Below are 16126 nucleotides of genomic sequence, written 5' to 3' on the forward strand. Positions count from 1 at the left end.
ATCGAAGCTGCCGTCGAGAAACTGCAGAACGCGCGTAACCCGATCCTGGTGATCGGTGCCGGTGCCAACCGCAAGATGACCGCCAAGGTCCTCAAGCAACTGATCGACAAGACCGGCATCCCGTTCATCACCACCCAGATGGGTAAAGGTGTGGTCGACGAGCGTCACCCGCGCTTCCTCGGCAACGCTGCACTGTCGTCGGGCGACTTCGTTCACCGCGCCGTCGAAGCTGCCGACCTGATCGTCAACATCGGTCACGACGTGATCGAGAAGCCACCGTTCTTCATGGTCCGTGGCGGCACTGAAGTCATCCACATCAACTTCCGCTCTGCTGAAGTCGATGCCGTGTACTTCCCTCAGGTGGAAGTGATCGGTGACATCGCCAACGCCGTGTGGCAAATCGGCGAAGCCTTGACCGAGACTTCGCACTGGGACTTCACCCGCCTGATGGCCATCCGTGAAGCCAACGAAGCACAGATCGCCGAAGGCGCCGACGATGACCGCTTCCCGGTCTACCCGCAGCGCATGGTCGCAGACATCCGTCGTGTATTGCCGTCCGAAGGCATCGTCGCCCTGGACAACGGCATCTACAAGATCTGGTTCGCTCGCAACTACAAGGCGCACAAGCCGAACACCGTGCTGCTGGACAACGCCCTGGCGACCATGGGCGCCGGCCTGCCATCGACAATGGCTGCGCACCTGGTGCACCCGGACCGCCCGGTAATCTCGGTGTGCGGCGACGGCGGCTTCATGATGAACAGCCAGGAACTGGAAACTGCAGTACGTCTGGGCATGCACATCACCGTGGTGATCCTGCGTGACGACGGCTACGGCATGATCCGCTGGAAGCAGGCCAACATGGGCTTCACCGATTTCGGCCTGGACTACGGCAACCCGGACTTCGTCAAATATGCCGAAGCCTACGGCGCCAACGGCCACCGCGTGGAAAGCGCCGAAGGCCTGCTGCCGCTGCTGGAGCACTGCATCAAGACCCCGGGTGTGCACGTGATCGACTGCCCGGTCGATTACAGCGAGAACGACCGCATCCTCAACAGTGAGCTGCGTGAGCGCGCCCTGGCGGTGTAAGCCCTGACGACCTTATCGCTGTAAGCCGGCACCCACAGGTATCTCACGATCCTGTAGGTGCCGTCGGGTGGTAACCACTTTATGCCTCTCGCAATTGATCATTCTCAGGTTCTCTACTCATGGAGAACACGAGAACATGACTATTGGTTCAACACACAACCATCCTGCCGATCTGGCCATCGACCCATTACTGCCCACGCAGCCGTGGGCCGCGCGTTTCCCTAACCCCCCGGATCTCGACTACCGCCGTCTTATCGAACAAGAGGCCGGTTGCCGCACGTGCCACACACTCCATTCACCGCACTTGCATGTCGGCGCCTGAGTTACTGGGTTGCTTCAGCCCAGTTCAATGGCGGCTTTACCCTCGAGTACTACCCCCACTATCAGCTTGGGAAATAACGGCGTACGGGGCATTTTGTAGGGGGAGTCCTACTGCGATTATGTAGTTTTCCTTTGGCCCCATAGGACTCTCCTGACTGTCGCTCCCTGACCCAACATCGCTTTACTGGCGTCCTTCCAAAACAACCATAAAAAGGAAGCCGCCATGTCTGAATCCTGTTCCCCCGTCAGCCCTGTACGTATCGCTGTAATCCAGTACGACCCTCAGGTCGGTCTCGAGCACTGTGAGAACAACGTGAGCAGAGGCCTGGCATTGGCCCGGCGCGCAGCACGCGAAGGTGCCAACCTGATCGTGCTGCCTGAACTGGCCAACACGGGCTACACCTTCAACTCCCGTGCCGAAGCCTATTCCCATGCGCAGGTGCTGCGGGACGGCCCTTGCCTGAAAACCTGGGCAGACTTCGCCAAGCAATACCAGGTATACCTGGCTGCGGGGTTTGCCGAACGTGACGGGCTGAAGCTCTACGACAGTGCTGTACTGTTTGGCCCCGAAGGCCTGCTCGGGCACTACCGCAAGGCGCATCTGTGGAACCAGGAAAAGCTTTGGTTCACCCCTGGGGACCTGGGGTTCCCGGTGTTCGAGACGCCTATCGGCCGTATCGGCCTGCTGATCTGCTGGGACATCTGGTTCCCGGAAGTACCACGGGTGATGGCCGCGCAAGGCGCCGACATCATCTGCAGCCTCAACAACTGGGTATGGACCCCGCCGCCGTTGTTCGATGATGCAGGGCGTTGTATGGCCTCGTACCTGACCATGACGGCAGCCCATGTCAACAACGTTTATATCGCCGCCGCGAACCGTGTCGGCAGCGAGCGGGGCGGGCGCTTCCTGGGCTGCTCGCTGATCGCCGGTACCAATGGCTGGCCGATCGGCGAGGTGGGCAGTGCAGAAGCCGAGGAGATTATCTATGCCGATGTCGACTTGAGCAGTGCGCGCTCGGCACCGATCTGGAACAGCCTCAACGACCTGCCAAGAGACCGGCGCACCGACCTCTACGATGCCACCCTTGGCTATCGCTTGCATGCACCTATGCCACGTTGAGGAGTTGCGAATGAACACACTCCTCTTCTCACGACAGCAGTATTGGCTTGTGTTGATTTTCGGCTGCCTGCTGGTGTTTCTCGCTGCAAGCCTTGCCCATGGCCAATGGCTGGATTATGCGCATAGGGTGGCGACGCTCGATGAGCCGCTCAGCCGTTTGCGCTGGATTGTGGGTGATATCAGTGAAGTGGCTTTCTACAAGCACGAACTGCCTGCGCTGGGCTTGCTGCTGGGGGCGTGCCTGGCGCACTGGGCGCAGCTGCGAGGGTACCGGTGGCAGGGCTTTGCCATCTGCTATGGCAGCGGATTATGGCCATGGGTGTTTACCAGTTCGCTTTTGGGCTTGCTGCTCAGTCATGTGTTGTGGGGATGGACATTGGCCAGTGGCACCTGGCAACCCACCTTCGTTGCCTTCGTGTCATTGCCGGCAGCCATGGTATTGCTTTTTGGTGCGGGCTGGCGGGTGACGATCACGGGGGCACTACTGGGGGCGCTACTGGTAACACCGGCCAGCCTGCTGATGGTCAATTACCTGTGTTATCCCCTGCAGTTGCCAGTGGTAGTGGGCAATGTGAGTGGCATGGCAGTGGCAAGCGTCGTGGCCTTCATCCTGTGCAAGCACTTTCCTTCATGGGTACGCCAATGTTGTGAACCCACCGTCGTGGCGCCGGTTGTCAATCAGCCTGACTACGGTGTGGTCTGGACTTTGCGGCGCGTTCTGGCCGACTTCAGCGAAGCCCCATTCTTTGGTAATGAGCTGGCCAGCCTCGGGCTATTGCTGGGTGTGTTGCTGGCATACCTGTTGAGTCCGGCTGCACTGTCCTACGGTTCTATGCTGGTGATGCAGATGGTGGCCGGGCAGGCCTTGGCCTCCCTGGTCGGGGTTGTACTCTGGCGTGGACAGTGGAAAGCCCGTGGGTGGTACCCTACCTACATTCCGATTGTGTCGATCGTCCCGGCCGCGGTGTTGACACATGGCGGCAGCTGGCAAGTGGTGGTGGCGAGTGCAGTGCTGGGTGCACTGGTGGCTCCGCCGCTGGCAGTGGCGATCACTCGGCGGTTGCCGGCCTATGTGCATGGCTACATCGGCAATGTGGTGTCGATGGCCGTCTGCACGCTGGGAATCGTGCCTGTAGTCGGATTACTTGTGGGGGGAGAAGCATGAGTGAACATTCGAGTCTGCCCAGGCTGTCGATCGCCAGCCTGGGCGGCACGGTCAGTATGCGGGCCGGTGCTGTCGGGGATGGTGTGACGCCAAGCCTGGATTGTGAGCGGCAACTGCTTCAGGTTCCACAATTGCGCGAGATGGCGCAGTTGAACGTTGCTTCATTGTGCCTGCTCCCCAGTGCATCGCTGGGCTTCGCGACGTTGCTGGAGGTGTTGGCATGGGCCCAGGGGGAAGTGGAGCGCGGGGCTCAGGCCTTGGTATTGAGCCAAGGGACCGACAGCCTTGAGGAAACGGCCTATTTCCTGGACCTGCTCTGGTCATTCGATGTGCCATTGGTGATGACCGGTGCCATGCGCTCGGCGAGTCAGCCGGGCAATGATGGGCCGGCCAACTTGTTGGCTGCGGCTCAGGTTGCATTGGCACAACACAGCCGTGGGCGAGGTGTGCTTGTGGTCATGAATGATCAGGTCCACTGCGCGGCAAGGGTTCGCAAGACGGCCAGCCTGGCGATGGCGGCATTCGAGTCGCCCGGATGTGGCCCGTTGGGCGACGTTGTGGAGGGTGTTGTGTTGTATCGCCATCCGCCCGGGCGACGGAAAGTGTTGCCGTTACCGTACCGCACCGACCAGCGCGTTGCCCTGCTGGAAGCCTGCCTAGACGCAGACACGGCGCTGCTGCGGGCTGTGGCCACCTTGGGTTATGAGGGGTTGGTCATCGCCGGTTTCGGTGCTGGGCATGTTTCCGCCAGTTGGTCCGAAGTGCTGGAACACCTGGCGCCCACCTTGCCGGTCATGGTTGCTACGCGCACAGGGAGGGGGCCTACAGCCCGGGCAACCTACGGGTTTGCTGGTGCAGAGATCGACCTGCAGAAAAAAGGCGTCTACATGGCTGGGCAACTCTGCCCGCGCAAATGCCGCATCTTGCTGTGGCTGCTGATAGGCACCGACCGGCAACATGAGCTGCAGGACTGGTTGCAGCCCTGAACCATCTGCCCGCGCGGGCGTTCGCGCGGGCAGCCCTTCCGGCGTTGCTGTGCTAGGGTGCACACACTTTTGCTTCCCAGGATTCTTACCATGCTCCCCGTACTCAGCGAAAAAGAACTCGACCGCCTCGAAGACCTGCTGATCACCTATGGCAATGACTACTCGGTGCTGAACCTGGCCGAGCTCAATGGCTTTTTCGTCGCACTGGCCAGTTCGCCGATCACTGTCCTGCCGGAACAATGGCTGCCGGCGGTAGCGGGTGGCAAGGTACCGAAGTTCAAGAAGCCCGCGCATGAGGAGGCCTACACGGCATTGATGCTGCGTTATGCCAGCCAGGTGGCAGAAGAACTGAGCAATGAGGTCGACCAGTTCGAACCGCTGTTCGAGGAACGCGAAGGCGAGCAGGGCACTGTGATCGTGATGGAGGAGTGGTGTTTCGGCTACATGCGCGGTACCCAGGTGGCCGGTTGGGGCGAGTTGCCACCGGAGCAGGCCCCGCTGCTCAAGGCCATTTCGCTACATGGGCTGGAAGATAACTTCGAGCTGCTGGACCAGATGAGCGATGAGGATATCCAGGCCTGTGTGCCGCAGGTGGTCGAGGCTGCGCGTGGGCTGTACCGACATTTCAAAAAGCTGCACTGATCGGATCGTTGGCTAGCGCTCACCTGTAGGCGCCAGCGCAAGTGTTTGGAAACCATTGTTCCGCCCCGCGAAATTATGGTTTCCCCTGCGCACTGATTCTGCTGCCAGCCGATCCAGTGCAGCATGTGCTCCATCAGCCCCATCCCGGCGCTGACCAGGAGCCAAGCCCATGTCGAACCCGATCAAGCTCTACAACTTCCCCAAGTCTGGCCATGCCCATCGCATCGAGTTGATGCTCTCGCTACTGAACCTGCCCACCGAGCTGGTGTTCGTCGACCTGGCCAAAGGCGCGCACAAGCAGCCGGACTTCCTCGCACTCAACCCGTTCGGCCAGGTTCCGGTCATCGATGACAACGGCACGGTGATTGCCGACTCCAACGCCATCCTCGTCTACCTGGCCAAAAAGTATGACAACGGTGCCTGGCTGCCCGAAGAACCTGCCGCCGCTGCCCGTGTGCAACGCTGGCTATCGGTCGCCGCGGGCCCGCTGGCATTTGGCCCGGCAGCCGCCCGCCTGGTCACGGTGTTCGGGGCTTCGTTCAATACCGACGAAGTGATTTCCCGCGCCCACACCTTGCTCAAGGTGATCGATGCCGAGTTGGCCAACACGCCATTCCTGACGGGTAGCACACCCACCATAGCGGACATTGCCAACTACTCGTACATCGCTCACGCCCCCGAAGGCAATGTGTCGCTGGAGCCCTATGCCAATGTGCGCAACTGGCTGGCGCGGATCGAGGCGCTGCCGCGTTTCGTCCCCATGCCGCGCACCGTGATCGGGCTGCAAACCCACGCCTGAAACCCCGCCATCGCGAGGAACGCCGCCATGCAACAATCTCCTGATCACTGCCCCTCGCCCTGGCATGCGGGTGAAAAGACCCTGCAGGAAAAGGTCGGTGTAGCAGAACGCATGGAGGCGTTCGGGCAAAAGGTCATTCGTGACCACATGCCCGACCAGCATCGGACGTTCTATCATCAGTTACCGTTCATGGTCGCCGCCAGTGTGGATGCCCAGGGTCGGCCATGGGCCACGCTGCTGGAAGGGCCGGAAGGGTTCGTAAGCTCGCCCGACCCTCGTATGCTGACGATCCACACCACGTTGCCAGTAGATGACCCCGCCACCCCCGGGTTGGCTGCCGGGCAGGCGGTGGGCTTGCTGGGGATCGAACTGCACACCCGTCGGCGCAATCGCATCAACGGGCAGATCCGCCACGCTGCCCAAGGGCAACTGCAAGTGGCCGTAGAGCAGGCGTTTGGCAACTGCCCGCAGTACATCCAGTTGCGTGACTACACCCGCGTCACCGAACCCGCCCTCGGGCGCATCGATGCGACAACACTGGATACCTCCGCCGTCAGCATGATCCAGGCCGCCGATACCTTCTTCGTCGCCAGCTATGTCGAGCATGCTGACGGCCAGCGCTCGGTGGATGTCTCCCACCGTGGTGGCCGGCCAGGGTTCATCAAGGTCGAAGGCAATCGGCTTACCATTCCCGATTATGCTGGCAATCTGCATTTCAACACCTTGGGTAACCTGGTGGTCAACCCGCGGGCCGGCTTGCTGTTCATCGACTTCAATAATGGCAATGTGTTGCAACTGTATGGACGTGCCGAGGTGCTGCTGGACAGCCCGGCCATCCAGGCCTTTGAAGGGGCTGAGCGGTTATGGACACTGCAGGTCGAGCAGGTGGTGAGGCGTCCGGCAGCCGTTGCCCTGCGCTGGGCTTTCAAGGAATACGCGCCGACCAGTCTGATGACCGGCACCTGGGCCGAGGCCGATGCGCGCCTGGAGCAGCGGCAACAACAGCGCCAATGGCTGGCCTGGCGGGTGCTGCGGGTGGAGCAGGAAAGTCGCGATATCCGCTCGTTCTATCTCGAACCACCGGCAGGCTGCCGTGTGGCCTTTGCCCCTGGCCAGCATCTGCCTGTGCAAGTGCCGCGTGATGGCGAGTCGGCGCTGATCCGCACCTACAGCCTTTCAAGTGCCCCGGCCGATGCATTCTTGCGCATCAGCGTCAAAGCCCAGGGCCCGGCTTCGCGGTATCTGCATGAGCGCGTTGTGGCCGGCGATGTGCTGAATGTGCGGCCGCCGATGGGCAGCTTCACGCTTGACCAGCAAAGCACGCGCCCGTTGGTGCTGATCGGCGCGGGCGTGGGTATAACGCCGTTGCTGGCCATGCTGCGCCAGCAGTTGAGGACAGGGCAGGCCCGGCGCATTCATCTGTTCCATGGCGCACGCAGCCTGGCCGACTTGCCGTTCCAGCAGGAACTGGCGGCCTTGCGGCAACAGGCTGGCGATCTACTGCAGGTACACCGCGCCCTGAGCCAGCCTGAAGGGCACGCGCAGGTCGGTCGTGATTACGAGTTTGCCGGCCGGTTGGGTATCGAACAGGTCAAGGCAACGCTGGCGTTGGACGACTACGATTTCTACCTGTGTGGCCCGGGCAGCTTCACCCAGCAGCTTTACGAAGGGCTGCGTGGGGTGCATGTGTCGGATGCGCGGATTCACGCCGAAGCGTTTGGCCCGTCGACGCTGCGGCGGTACACCGACGCAGACCAGCCAACCTTGCAACAGCCACCTGCCGCTGACGAACCGGTGCCGGTGTATTTTGCCGCGTCGGCCAAGGAGGCACGCTGGGTTCCCGGTAGCGGCACTTTGCTGGAACTGGCCGAGGCGCGTGGGCTGGCCCCGGAGTTCAGTTGCCGGGGTGGTTCGTGTGGTACCTGCAAGACCCGGCTGGTGAGCGGCCAGGTGCATTATCCAAATCCGCCGGCAGAGTTGCCGGAGGCGGGTTCGGTGCTGATCTGTTGTGCTGTGCCGGCGAAGGTGGAGGAGGGGATGCAGGCGTTGGTGCTGGATGTCTGATTCAAGCCAGTCGCAGGTGCGGGCTTGCCCGCGAAGAGGCCGGCACAGCTAACACCAGGCATCCAGATGAAAGATAATCCCCACGCCTCTTAACCTTCAGGAGCCCGCATGGACCAGATCCACCTGATGAAGGTGTTCGTCGCCGTCGGCGAGCTGGAAAGCTTCGCCGCTGCTGCTCGCCGTCTGGACATTTCCCCGGCCGCTGTCACCCGCGCCGTCAGCGCCCTGGAAGAGCAGCTCGGGGTCAAGCTGTTGCTGCGCACAACTCGCAGCGTGCGCCTGACCGAGGCCGGCGGCCGTTATCTGGAAGACACCCGGCACATCCTCGCCAGCATCCACGAGGCCAATGAAGCCGCAGCCGGCATCAACGCGACCCCCAGGGGCGACCTGGCGGTGACCGCGCCGATCCTGTTCGGCAGGAAGTTCGTCATGCCGTGCATCGTCCGTTACCTGCAGCAGTACCCGGAAGTCGATGTTTCCGCGTACTTCCTCGACCGCGTGGTGAATATGGTCGAGGAGGGCATGGACGTGGCCGTGCGCATCGGGCCGTTGCCCGACTCCGGGTTGAAGGCGCTGCGGGTGGGCAGGGTGCGGCGCATGTTGTGTGCCTCACCCGACTACCTGGCGCGCCATGGTGTGCCGAAGCACCCGTCGGACCTGGCCGGGCATGCGGTAATCGGCACCACCAACCTGTCGCCGCGGGCCGGTTGGCGCTTCGGCGTGACCGACGAGCCGACCTTGGTGCGCATGAAGCCACGGCTGACGGTCACCAGCAATGACGGGGCAATCGCCGCTGCCAGCGGCGGGCTGGGGATTGCCCGGCTGCTGTCGTATCAGGTCGTAGACGAACTGGCCAGCGGGCAGCTGCAGGTGCTGCTGGCCGAGTACGAAGAGGCGCCCTGGCCCATTCATGTGCTGCACCGCGAAAGCAAGTACGGCTCGGCCAAGGTCAGGGCCTTTATCGACATGCTGGCGCAAGGATTGCGCGATCAGCAGCTGGATTGAGAACCTGCATCGTGTCGAGAAATGATGCTAAACAATGTTTGATACCGTGGCGGCCGTTTTTCAGGCAACCCGCTCACAACGCCTGATACTGCATCCTGAACGCCAGGTTCATTGCCTCCCCCCGGTGCAACAATCGCAACCCTGGCCGCCCTGGCAGGTGGTGCGCATTGATGGGGTGGCTAACCGGCTCAAAGCAGAAAAACCCTTGCCCTTGCGGGCAAAACAGCAAGAAGTGTCCAGCCTCGTTGGCACTGCACGCCAGTCGATAACCCGCGCTGGGCTGTTCGATCACGCACTCCCCTGGCCAGCCACTGAAGGCGTGATCAACCACTGTCTCGGGCAAACGCCCCATGGCATTGAAACGCCATTGTTCGGGCACCTCGGCCTGGTACGAGGGCAACCGCCCATCCCCGGCCAGCCACACGTTGCGCGCAGTTGCGTACAACTTGGTATCGGGATACCGCGGAAAGTAGGGATGCAGCCCCAGGCCATACCAGGTAGCTGGCTCATCCTGGTGCATCACCTGCAGGTCCAGGTTCAGGCAACCCTCATGCAGGTGCACATCCAGCGTGGCCTGGTAGGCAAACGGCACGGCACTGTCCAGCGTCAACCGAGCCTGCTGTTCACTGTGGTGTTCTACCTGCCAGGCCTGCTGCCAGGCGCTGCCATGAATCGGGTAAGGGTCATGCCCGGTATTCGGTAACAGTGCCTGCCACCCCTCGGGCCGGGCAAAGCCACCCTCGGCAATGCGGTTGGACCACGGCGCCAGCGGGTAGCAGGCCAAGCGTCGCGGCGTACCACTGGCCAGCGCGGCCGCGTCGGTATGGCGCAGCAGTGCCTGCCCGGTCGCCTTTACCTGCCAGTTGACCAGGCTGGCGCCTATTTCCGGGGCCAGGCTCAGGTGTGTCAGGCGGTCTTGCAGGTGCAGTTCGGTCACAGCCATGCAAGGCTCCTTTATGGAAGATCAATCAATTGGCCCGGCGGTAGGTGAGCAGCACGATGCCACACACCACCACCGCAGCGCCGACCAGTTGCACAGGGCTCAGGTGCTGGTCGAGCAAGGCCCAGCCCAGCAACAACGTGGCGATGGGTTCAACGTTCATTACCGGTGCGTTCTGCGCCATGTTCAGGCGAGGGACACAGACGAACAGCAAGCTGAAGGCCAGGCCATACAGCACTACCAGGGTGGCCAGGGCTGCCCAGCCACTGCTGCTGCCTGGCAGTGACAAACCGGATGGGATCACGCCGCTTGCGCCTGCCACCAGCATGCTGGAGAACACGATCAGCAAGGTCAGCAGGCTGCGTACTGGGCCGCGCACGGCAGCCAGTTTGTGGTCGGTGACCCACAAGGCACAGGCAAAGGCACAGGCCGCGCCGAAAGCCAGGCTCACCCCTAATGCCCAGTGCGGGTTGGCCGCACCGCTGTCGGCCAGGTGTGCCGGTACATCCAGCGCCAGTACCAGGCCGCACAGAATCAGGCTCATGAACAACACCGTGCGGCCGGTGGGGCGTGCACCGCCCAGTGCCCAGGTGAGCAGCGCCAGCAGCATCGGGAACGTGTTGCCCACCAGCAGCGCCAAGGCTACCGGAATGCGTGCGACCGCCGAATAAAGGCACAGGCTTTGGGTGGCGATCAGCAGGCCGAGCAGTAGTTGCCAGTGCCGGGTACCGGCGGGCAGGCCCAGGGCCTGGCGTTGCCACAGCAGCAGGCAGGCAAGTACCAGCAAGGTAATACCTGAGCGGCAGAGAATGGCCAGCAGCACGCCGGTGCCGTCGTCGAATGCGATGCGAGCGGCAATGTGGTTGCCGGCGAATGAACAGGCCAGCAGGGCCAGCAAGGCGATTGCCAGTTTGCGTGGGAATAGAGGTACCGCCGAGGAGGGGGCAGCCATGTGCAGGATCCGTTGCAGGTAGGGCCAAGGGGGCTGCTTTGCAGCCCATCGCAGCCCCGATCTTATTTACAGCACCACACTGGGCAGCCACAGCGAGATGGCCGGAATGTAGGTCACCGCCATCAGCACCATGAACAGCGCCAGGTAGAACGGCAGCATTGCCTTGATCGTCGACTCGATGCTCACTTTGCCGATGGCTGAGCCGACGAACAGCACGGCGCCCACCGGTGGTGTGATCAGCCCGATCCCCAGGTTCACCAGCATGATCATGCCAAAGTGCACCGGGTCCACGCCGATACCGGTGATCACCGGCAACAGGATCGGCGTAAGGATCAGGATCAGCGGCGCCATGTCCATCACCGTGCCCAGCAGCAACAGCATGAAGTTGATGCACATCAGGATCACATAGCGGTTGTCCGAGAGGGTCAGGAATGCTGTGGTGATCTTTGACGGGATCTGCATCAGCGTCATCACGTAACCAAAACTGGCAGCAAAGCCGATGAGGATCATCACGATCGAGATGGTCCGTACCGTGCGGTGCATCAGCTTGGGCAGGTCGCGCCACTTGTAGTCGCGGTAGATGAACATGGTCACGAAGAACGACCACACCACCGCCACTGCTGCCGATTCGGTCGCGGTGAACATGCCCGACAGGATGCCGCCCAGGATGATCACCATGGCCATCAGGCCCCACAGCGCTTCGCCGGCTATCTTCAGCGCCTGGCGCATCGGGATCACTTCGCCCTTGGGGTAGTTGCGCTTCTTGGCAAAGATCAGGCACAGGCCCATCATCACGGCGCTCAACAGCAACCCGGGCATCACACCTGCCACGAACAGCGAGCCAATGGAAACCGTACCGCCCGCCGCCAGCGAGTACAGCACCGAGTTGTGGCTGGGCGGAGTCAGCAGCGCCTGTACCGAGCCGCTGACGGTCACGGCGGTGGAGAACTCGCGCGGGTAGCCTTTGCGCTCCATCTCCGGGATCAGCACCGAACCCACCGACGCGGTGTCCGCCACAGACGAGCCGGAAATCGCGCCGAAGAAGGTCGAGGCCATGATGTTGACCAGCGACAGCCCGCCACGCACGAAGCCCACCAGTACCCCGGCAAACGCCACCAGCCTCCGTGACATACCGCCTTCGGCCATGATCGCGCCGGCCAGCACGAAGAACGGAATCGCCAGCAGCGAGAATTTGTTAACCCCACTGGCCACCTGGATCATCATCGCCTGCAGCGGGATGTCAATCCACCAGGCGCCAATCAACGCCGACAGGCCCAGGGCGTAGGCCACTGGCATGCCCAGCAGAATAAGCGCAATGAAGCTGCCCAACAGAATGAACGCATCCATTTATGCCGCTCCTTCGTTTTCTTCCAGGTGGTCGAGACGCACTACCGTGCGGTGGCTCTGATCGCCCAGCAGGAGCCTTTCCAGCACAAAGACCAGGGTCAGCACGCCACCGATCGGGATCGGCGCATAGGTCATGCCCACCCGCACACCCGGCAGTGACGCCAGAAACTGGTTCCAAGTGGTGATGCACAACTTGGTGCCGTAGTAGGTCATGAATACGCACACCAGAATCATCAGTACTTGCACCAGTAGCGCGGCCAGGCTGCGCTGCAGCGGTGGCAGGCGGTCGGTGATCATCGTCACCGCCATGTGTGCCCCGGCCCGGTAGCTTGCGGCGGCGCCGACGAAGGTGAACACCACCATCAGCAGGATGGCCACCGGCTCCGGCCAGCTGGCGCCGGTGCCGAGCACGTAGCGGGCGAAGATGCCCCACGGAATGATCAGCGACATGGTCAGGATCGACAGGCCGGCAACCCAGGTGCAGGCGCAGTACAGCGTGTCGTTCACACGCAGGAACAGGTTTTTCATGGGCATCACCAAAGCGGCAGTGCGACGGGGGCCGCGCTGCCGAGGTCATTCAGGAGGGGGCGCGGTTACTGGACAGCGTCGATACGTTTCATCAGGTCGGCGTACTGCGCGCCGTATTTTTCGCGTACCGAAGCGGTGGCGTCGTAGAACGGCTTCTTGTCGACGGTAATGAACTCGACACCGGCGGCCTTGAGCCTCTCTTCGCTGGCGGCGGTCTTGGCATCCCACAGCGCGCGCTCTTCCATCTGTGCTTCACGCGCCACCTTCTTCACCAGCGCCTGCTGCTCGGGGCTGAGCTTGTTCCAGGTGGTCTTGGACATCACTACCGGCTCCGGGAGGATCAGGTGGCCAGTGAGGGTGTAGTACTTGGCGCTCTGGAAGTGGTTGTGTTCGAGCAGCGTGGGCGGGTTGTTCTCGGCACCATCGATCACGCCAGTCTGCAGGGCACTGAAGATTTCCCCGGTGTCCATGGCGATGCCGTTGCCGCCCATGGCGTTCATCATGTCGATGAACAGCGGGTTGCCCTGTACGCGAATCTTCATGCCCTTGAGGTCTTCCAGGCTGCGCACCGGCTTTTTCGTGTAGATGCTGCGCGAGCCGCCATCCATCCAGGCCAGGGCTACCAGGTTGAAATCGGAATTGGTGATCTTGTCGAGAATTTCCTGGCCGATCTCGCCGTCGATGATCTTGCGCATGTGATCATGGTCGCGGAACACGAATGGCATGTTGAATACGTTCACATCCGGCACCACCGGGCCGACGATCCCTAAGCTGACGCGGGTCATCTGCACGGCGCCGATCTGAGCCTGTTCGATCACTTCCTTCTCCGATCCCAGCACGCCGCCGGCGAACATCTTGAAGGTGATTTCGCCATTGCTGGCGTCCTCCAGCTTTTTACCCATGTTCTGTTCCGCGACCACGGTCGGGTACCCGGCCGGGTGAATCTCGGCGAACTTGATGTCCAGCGCCGAAGCAGGCATAGCCACGCTGAAGGCGAACGGGAGTACGGCAAGGAGCAGCTTGCGTTTGAACGTCATGATGAAACTCCGTGGTTTTTATTATCTGGTTTCGTGGGTGCAAGTGTGGGTATGGCTAGGGGGCGTCAGCCCCGGAAGGCAGGTTCCTCCAGGCCCTTGGTGTCAGGGTCGAGGGCAAATACCCCGCCAGCCAGGGGCTGGTCGCGCAGGTCGATGCCAGTGGGGCGGATCGAGGTGACGTACAGAATGTCCAGGCTGGCGCCGCCAAAGGCGCACATCGCCGGCTTTTTCACCGGCACGCTGAGTGATCGGTCGAGGCGACCTTCGGGGGTGAAACGGTGGATCTGCCCGGCGTCGTTGCCGCAGATCCAGTAGCAGCCGTCCTGGTCAATGGCGGCGCCATCCGGGCGGCCGGGGTAGTCGCGCATGTCGATGAACAGCCGTTTGTTGTGCGGTGTGCCGCTGTCGATGTCGTAGTCGAAAGCCCACACCTTCTGCACGTTCGGGTGCGAGTCGGACAGGTACATGCGCGTGCCGTCGGGGCTGAAGGCCAGGCCGTTGGGCACGATCATGCCGTCCTGCTGCAGGTGCAGCTGGCCTTTGCCGTCCTGCCGGTACAGCGCGCCCACGTGGGCACCTTGCTGCATGTCCAGCAGCATGGTCCCGGCCCAGAAGCGGCCCTGACGGTCGCAGCGGCCATCGTTGAAGCGCATGCCGGCCTGAGCGTGCTGCACGTTGCTGAGCAGCCGGCTGTCCAGGCTGCCGTCCGCCCTGGCCTGGAGCTGGAAGATGCCGCTTTCCATGCCCGCAATCCAACCCTGACCGCTGCGGGCGATGCAGGCCAGCATCTCGTCGCCCTGCCAGCACTGGTGTTTGCCATCGGCCGCTTGCCAGCGATGCAACTGGCGAGCGGGAATGTCTACCCAGTACAAGGCCTGTTCACCGGGGTGCCACACAGGGCTTTCGCCGGTACCGTTGCGGGCGTCGACGATCAGTTCGCAGTTCATGCCATGCCTCTTGGCTTGGGGTCAGTTGAACGGGCCGGCCACGGCGAAAGCGCCGCCCTGGTAGACCATGCTCGGGTCATCGGCGGCGGGTGCCGGTTGGGCCTCCACGGCAGCGCGGAAGGTTTCGGAGCTGTCCTTGGGTACATAGCCCAGGTGCGCGGCATGGCGGTTGTCCCACCACACGGTGCGATTGTCGGAGGCGCCATAGACAATGGTGTGGCCAACCCCGGGGGTGGACAGCCCGCGTTCGATCAACTGCACCAGGTCGTCGTAGCTCAGCCAGGTGCAGAGCATGCGCAGGTTCTGTGGCTGCGGGAACGACGAGCCGATGCGAATGCTGACGGTCTCGATGCCGTAGCGGTCAAAGTAGAAGCTGGCCACATCTTCGCCGTAGCACTTGGACAGCCCGTAATAGCTGTCGGGACGGCGCGGCGCGTGAGCGTCGATGCGCTCATCCTGGCGATAGAAACCGATGGTGTGGTTGGAGCTGGCGAAGATGATGCGCTTGACCCCGTGCTTGCGCGCCGCCTCGTACACGTGGAACACGCCGCAGATGTTGGGGCCGAGAATCTCTTCGAAGGCGTGTTCGGTAGAAACCCCACCAAAGTGGAGGATGGCGTCTACGCCTTCGACCAGGGCATGCACCGCAGCCTTGTCGGCCAGGTCACAGGTAATGACTTCTTCGTGCGGGCCCGCGGCCGGGGCCATGGGGCTGATGTCAGACAGGCGCAGGACCTCGGCGTAGCCTTGCAGGCGTTCGCGAAGGACCTTGCCCAGGCCGCCTGCGGCTCCGGTGAGCAGCAGGCGATTGAAGGGGGTAGTGGTCATGGCCGGCTCTTGTTGTTAGTTGTTGTAGGTTGTCGTATGACTTGAGTGATTATTGGCGGTGGTTCTGTGTGTTGTCAATGAGGCTTGGGCGGCTTTTGCCGGCCTTTTTTGCGGGTAAAAAATGCGAAAGGCCTGCGCGGTCGCCCGTAGGAGCGGGTTTACCCGCGAAGAGGCCGGCCCTGCTGGCCAATCTCCACCCGCCGTTCACCGTCTCCGCCGCCACCGCATTCGCGGGTAAACCCGCTCCTACGCAGATCGGTGGTGGACACACAGCGGTGGTTGGACACAGACCGTCGTGTAGGAGCGGGTTCACCCGCGAAGAGGCCGGCCCTGCTGGCCAATCTCCACCCGTCGTTCAC

At 62.2% G+C, this 16126-nt stretch carries 15 protein-coding genes; 8 read left to right on the forward strand and 7 right to left on the reverse strand.

Annotation, left to right across the window (positions count from 1 at the left end; translation table 11 throughout):
• The 8 genes from ACF8GF_RS03755 to ACF8GF_RS03790 all read left to right on the forward strand — a co-directional run.
• Nucleotides 1-1086, forward strand: a 1086-nt coding sequence (locus ACF8GF_RS03755) for an acetolactate synthase large subunit (RefSeq protein WP_392487645.1), incomplete at its 5' end; no start/stop codon positions are given.
• Between the two features lie 544 nt (nucleotides 1087-1630).
• Complete coding sequence (locus ACF8GF_RS03760; protein WP_176685130.1) at nucleotides 1631-2527, forward strand: nitrilase family protein; 897 nt, start codon at nucleotides 1631-1633, stop codon at nucleotides 2525-2527.
• Between the two features lie 10 nt (nucleotides 2528-2537).
• Nucleotides 2538-3692, forward strand: coding sequence for a hypothetical protein (locus ACF8GF_RS03765; protein WP_392460928.1), 1155 nt, complete (start codon nucleotides 2538-2540; stop codon nucleotides 3690-3692).
• Nucleotides 3689-4678, forward strand: a complete 990-nt coding sequence (locus ACF8GF_RS03770) for an asparaginase (protein WP_392460930.1) — start codon at nucleotides 3689-3691, stop codon at nucleotides 4676-4678. Before ACF8GF_RS03765 ends, ACF8GF_RS03770 begins: the two co-directional genes overlap by 4 nt.
• Before the next feature lie 90 nt (nucleotides 4679-4768).
• Nucleotides 4769-5320, forward strand: a complete 552-nt coding sequence (locus ACF8GF_RS03775; protein WP_392460931.1) for a UPF0149 family protein — start codon at nucleotides 4769-4771, stop codon at nucleotides 5318-5320.
• Nucleotides 5321-5489: 169 nt separating this feature from the next.
• Nucleotides 5490-6119, forward strand: a complete 630-nt coding sequence (locus ACF8GF_RS03780) for a glutathione S-transferase family protein (RefSeq protein ID WP_064492310.1) — start codon at nucleotides 5490-5492, stop codon at nucleotides 6117-6119.
• A 27-nt stretch (nucleotides 6120-6146) separates the two neighbouring features.
• On the forward strand, nucleotides 6147-8183 hold the full coding sequence (locus ACF8GF_RS03785) for a pyridoxamine 5'-phosphate oxidase family protein (RefSeq protein WP_392487646.1): 2037 nt from the start codon (nucleotides 6147-6149) through the stop codon (nucleotides 8181-8183).
• A 108-nt stretch (nucleotides 8184-8291) separates the two neighbouring features.
• Nucleotides 8292-9188 carry a LysR family transcriptional regulator gene (locus ACF8GF_RS03790; protein WP_021784473.1) on the forward strand — a complete coding sequence of 299 codons (897 nt, stop codon included), beginning with the start codon at nucleotides 8292-8294 and terminating at the stop codon, nucleotides 9186-9188.
• Nucleotides 9189-9261: 73 nt separating this feature from the next.
• Here the strand turns inward: ACF8GF_RS03790 and ACF8GF_RS03795 are convergent, their stop codons facing one another.
• From ACF8GF_RS03795 to ACF8GF_RS03825, 7 genes are all read right to left on the reverse strand, one after another.
• Complete coding sequence (locus ACF8GF_RS03795) at nucleotides 9262-10131, reverse strand: aldose 1-epimerase (RefSeq protein ID WP_176685126.1); 870 nt, start codon at nucleotides 10129-10131, stop codon at nucleotides 9262-9264.
• Nucleotides 10132-10156: 25 nt separating this feature from the next.
• On the reverse strand, nucleotides 10157-11080 hold the full coding sequence (locus tag ACF8GF_RS03800; RefSeq protein ID WP_176685125.1) for an EamA family transporter: 924 nt from the start codon (nucleotides 11078-11080) through the stop codon (nucleotides 10157-10159).
• A 66-nt stretch (nucleotides 11081-11146) separates the two neighbouring features.
• Nucleotides 11147-12427, reverse strand: a complete 1281-nt coding sequence (locus tag ACF8GF_RS03805; RefSeq protein ID WP_176685124.1) for a TRAP transporter large permease — start codon at nucleotides 12425-12427, stop codon at nucleotides 11147-11149.
• Entirely contained in the window at nucleotides 12428-12955 is a 528-nt protein-coding gene (locus ACF8GF_RS03810) for a TRAP transporter small permease (RefSeq protein ID WP_176685123.1), read from the reverse strand. It lies immediately after the preceding gene.
• Nucleotides 12956-13020: 65 nt separating this feature from the next.
• Nucleotides 13021-13992, reverse strand: coding sequence for a TRAP transporter substrate-binding protein (locus tag ACF8GF_RS03815; RefSeq protein ID WP_392487647.1), 972 nt, complete (start codon nucleotides 13990-13992; stop codon nucleotides 13021-13023).
• Between the two features lie 65 nt (nucleotides 13993-14057).
• On the reverse strand, nucleotides 14058-14939 hold the full coding sequence (locus ACF8GF_RS03820) for an SMP-30/gluconolactonase/LRE family protein (protein ID WP_176685121.1): 882 nt from the start codon (nucleotides 14937-14939) through the stop codon (nucleotides 14058-14060).
• Between the two features lie 21 nt (nucleotides 14940-14960).
• Complete coding sequence (locus tag ACF8GF_RS03825; protein WP_176685120.1) at nucleotides 14961-15767, reverse strand: NAD(P)-dependent oxidoreductase; 807 nt, start codon at nucleotides 15765-15767, stop codon at nucleotides 14961-14963.
• Nucleotides 15768-16126: the final 359 nt, after the last annotated feature.

The organism is Pseudomonas sp. yb_5 (assembly GCF_043103865.1).
GTDB classification, from domain to species: domain Bacteria; phylum Pseudomonadota; class Gammaproteobacteria; order Pseudomonadales; family Pseudomonadaceae; genus Aquipseudomonas; species Aquipseudomonas putida_Y.